This window comes from Flavobacterium sp., from assembly GCF_049590715.1.
In the GTDB taxonomy this organism is placed as follows: Bacteria; Bacteroidota; Bacteroidia; order Flavobacteriales; family Flavobacteriaceae; genus Flavobacterium.
Genome location: NZ_JBAWDL010000190.1, coordinates 1 through 3,709 on the forward strand (window position 1 = coordinate 1; position 3,709 = coordinate 3,709).

The window sequence follows — 3,709 nt, forward strand, 5'->3', positions numbered from 1 at the left end:
CGATGGTTGCGTACCATAGTGCGTGCTGCTTTTTCATAATTGTCAAACCAAGCCTCATTACCAATAGACATCCAAGTAGGCGCTTCTTCATAAATTAAGATTCCAAGTTCATCGCAAGCTTCAATTAAAGCGTTGTCTTGTGGGTAATGTGCGGTACGAATGACATTCATTCCAAGTTTTTTGAGTTGTAAGGCGTCTTTGTAGTGCAAAGAATTAGGCATCGCATCACCTATAAAACCATAATGTTGATGGCGGTTTACACCAACTAATTTAATTGGTTTTCCGTTTAAGAGTACACCTTGTGTCTTTGAGATTTCAATTTTACGAAACCCCATTTTACATTCGGTTTCATCGACTAAGGTTTCGTTCTTATAAATTGTGGTATTCACTCGGTATAAGTACGGATTATCAGTGGACCAAAGATGGAAATCATTTTCAATACTACCTATTTCGTTAAATTGCACTTCAGCACCTGCAGGAATATCTTTCGTTTGCGTAAGCTTTAAAACCACGACTCCTTTGTCATCAATGATTCGATTGATAACCGTTGTTTTTTGGATTTGATTGGTCTCGTTACGAATACCAGTTTTGATGTTTACGGTACCATTTAGATTCACAGGATCAACGGTAGGTGTTGTGATGTTTTGTCCTGAAATATCCGATTCCCAATTGAAAGTTTGGTACAACGTATTGGTTTCAACCAAATAAACATCACGGTATAAACCTCCAAATTTTATATAATCCATTGGTCCTGGATCCGGTGGTGTTACTTCGTTACGACGGTTATCAGCCTTTACTGTTACAAGGTTTTTGGATCCATAAACTACAAAGTTAGAAATATCAAAATGAAAAGGCGTATAACCACCTACAGCATATTGTCCCACGTGTTTACCATTCACCCAAACATCCGTAATTTGGTGCGATCCTTCAAATTCTAAAAAGACTTTCTTGCTTTTATTGGCAGTTACGTCAATACTTTTTCGATACCAACCTACGTTACGCATGAAGGTTTTTTGGTATTTATCATCTTTGTTTCCGTTGAGATTCATCGATGTAAGTTCCAGTGAATGCGGTACATTAACGGACTCCCATTTGGAATCATCCAAATCGGATGTATATAGTTTTTGATCAGGATCACCAAGGTGAAATTTCCAACCGTAATTGATGGATTTTTTGATTCTAGTTTGAGCTTCACCTGTGAACGAACTAGCAAGTACGAAGCAAATAAGAATAAGGTTTTGAAAAATGGTTTTCATATAGTATTAATATTAAATGAATTATAGTAATTGATAAATTATAAAAAGATGCTAGTTGACTGTCAATTGAAATGAATCTTGTATACCTTCTTTTTTGAAGGTTGTTTTTTCATTTGCTGCCAATGGATAAGCATCCTCCCATGAATAAATACTGATGGTAACTTTCCCTTTTTGATGTGCTTTTACCACCCCAAATTTATCTACAGAGGCTATTTTAGGATTATAAGAGAACCAAATAATGTTGTTTCTTGTAGCATTTTCAGGATAGATTTGATGAGCCAATTGCAATATATTTCCAACAGTACATTGTTCTGGTTTAGTTGTTATTTCAAGTTTTTTAACTGGTATAAAATCAAATTTTTTAATTTCTTTTTTCAAATATTGATATCCCTTTTCTTGTTCAAGCGTTAACTTTTTTAGATTTAGTCCATCATACAAACGGAGACTAAATTTTCTAGTTTTGTAATGATCGCCTACAAGTTCAAATGGATCTGTACGCACATCAAAAAAGCGACCTTGAGGGAATTCTTCATTAGGAGCATAGAATTTAAAATTTTCGTTGTGAATGAATCTTAATAATTCCGTTTCATCCGTGTAGAGTTGATTGTTGTTGTACCAAGTGTAAATATAATCTCGGTGTTTAGGTTTTCCTGTAATTAAATTATTCCAAAAACTAACACCATCAATTTCATTTTTTCTTGGAATTGTAATACCTGTAGCTTCGCAAAGTGATGGTAAAATATCAACAATGTCTGTCATTCCATTGTATTGAAATGATTTTTTAATTAAAGTAGGATCACTAATTACTAAAGGTACATGAGTACCGTTATCAGATGTTCCCCCTTTACGACCGGGATATTGATCACCGTTTGGCCATACATGAATAAAAGTTTCCTTTGTTCCATTATCACCCATTACAACAATAATAGTATTCTCCCTTAGCTTATGTTCTTCTAGTTTTGCAACTACTTTCCCAATTAGTTTGTCCATATAGGCGACCATATCAGGAAGGTATTTCTGGTCGTCACCCGTATGTCCATTTTTGTTATTGTTGGCTTCATCGAAATTATCAAAAAGAGAATTAGGCTTCGTATCAGGTGTCGGTTTATGGTCATCATGAACCAATAGCATTGGGTAATACAATAAAAACGGGTTGTCTTTATTTTTGTCGATAAATCTTAAAGCGTCACGATTGCAAATATCGGGACCATACCATCTGCGACCTGTTTGTGGATCTAAATCTTTTCGCCCGGTATAATCAACAGTTTTTCCATTAACTACTAAGTTTGGGTTGATATAGCGTTGTCCTTCGGTTGTTACATCAAAACAGGTGAATTCATTCCATCCAAATTCATAAATATATTGAGTACCTGGAATTTCACTAGTTCCTCTTGTTTGTTTCCATTTTCCAAAAATCCCAGTTTCATAACCTTCTTTTTTAAAAACATCTCCGATAGTGATATCGGAATGGTGTTGTGATTTTGGACGAAGTAGATTTCGAGAATTATATTTTGCGGACATTAACGCAATTCGACTGGCTTCACATAATGGATAGGCATGCGCATTATTGAATCGAACACCTTCATTAGCTATTTTGTCAATGTTGGGAGTTTCAAATACTGTGTTTTCGAATAATCCTTTAATGGATGTTAATTTATTTGCGCCATAGGAAGTTACTCCTAGGTGACTCAAATCATCAATTAAAATAAGGACTACATTCTTTTTCTTTTGTGCTATACCTTTTGGTACAAAAGAAAAATTTAGTACTGCAAATAGTAAGAATAAAATGGGGTACTGTCTGGAAATAATCATAATTACTTATTTTGGTTGTTGTTTTGAAATAAAAAAAGAAATTTTATTTTTACTTTTTCTCCCAAGCTCTAAAATACTTCACATGCATTTCGCCATCCAGACGGTTGTCATCTGGTAAGGCTCCAAACCATTTGTTAGATTCACAATTGATATTAATGGCTAACGGTTGATGCCAATGTGTGTTTTTTGCTTCTCTAAACAAGATTCCGTCGATGTAAAAACGAATGTATTCCGCAGTCCACTCTAATCCCCAAACGTGGTAATCGGCTTGTAATTCTTTTGGAAAATAATACTTTTCCGTTCTAGAGAAATGTGATTTTACATTACCTTGGTCTTCTGGAGATTTAAAGACATGGATATTAGAATTTAGGTCATGACGGTTTTGAAGTACTCCAGGGGCATTTTCACAAATATCAATTTCAGTCCACCAATCTTTTGTGCCATTACTCATCCAAAAACCCGAAACCCAAGGGGCGTCCATTAACTTACATTCGGCTTCAAAATAACCGTACAAGAATTTCTCTTTACTCACGATAAAACCAGTCGAATGCGTAAAACCTTCGGGGAGTTTTTCGTCTCCGTGTTGGTTTACCTTAATCACTAAATCTCCTTTTTCTAAACTCACGTTCGATGGATGAAAA

General features: G+C 35.0%; 3 protein-coding genes. All 3 read right to left on the minus strand.

Annotated elements, in window-relative coordinates; genetic code table 11:
- Positions 1 to 1,256 (minus strand): glycoside hydrolase family 2 protein (locus tag WBQ70_RS08615; RefSeq protein WP_423912948.1); only part of this gene is annotated, 1,256 nt, incomplete at its 3' end.
- Positions 1,257 to 1,307: 51 nt separating this feature from the next.
- A complete protein-coding gene (locus tag WBQ70_RS08620; protein ID WP_423912951.1) occupies positions 1,308 to 3,068 on the minus strand; it encodes a sulfatase-like hydrolase/transferase in 1,761 nt (586 codons plus the stop codon).
- A 49-nt stretch (positions 3,069 to 3,117) separates the two neighbouring features.
- Positions 3,118 to 3,709 (minus strand): family 16 glycosylhydrolase (locus WBQ70_RS08625; protein ID WP_423912953.1); only part of this gene is annotated, 592 nt, incomplete at its 5' end.

Bases quoted from the DNA above. Each gene is read 5' to 3' on its own strand.
- WBQ70_RS08620 (WP_423912951.1), bottom strand. From the start codon at position 3,068: ATGATTATTTCCAGACAGTACCCCATTTTATTCTTACTATTTGCAGTA.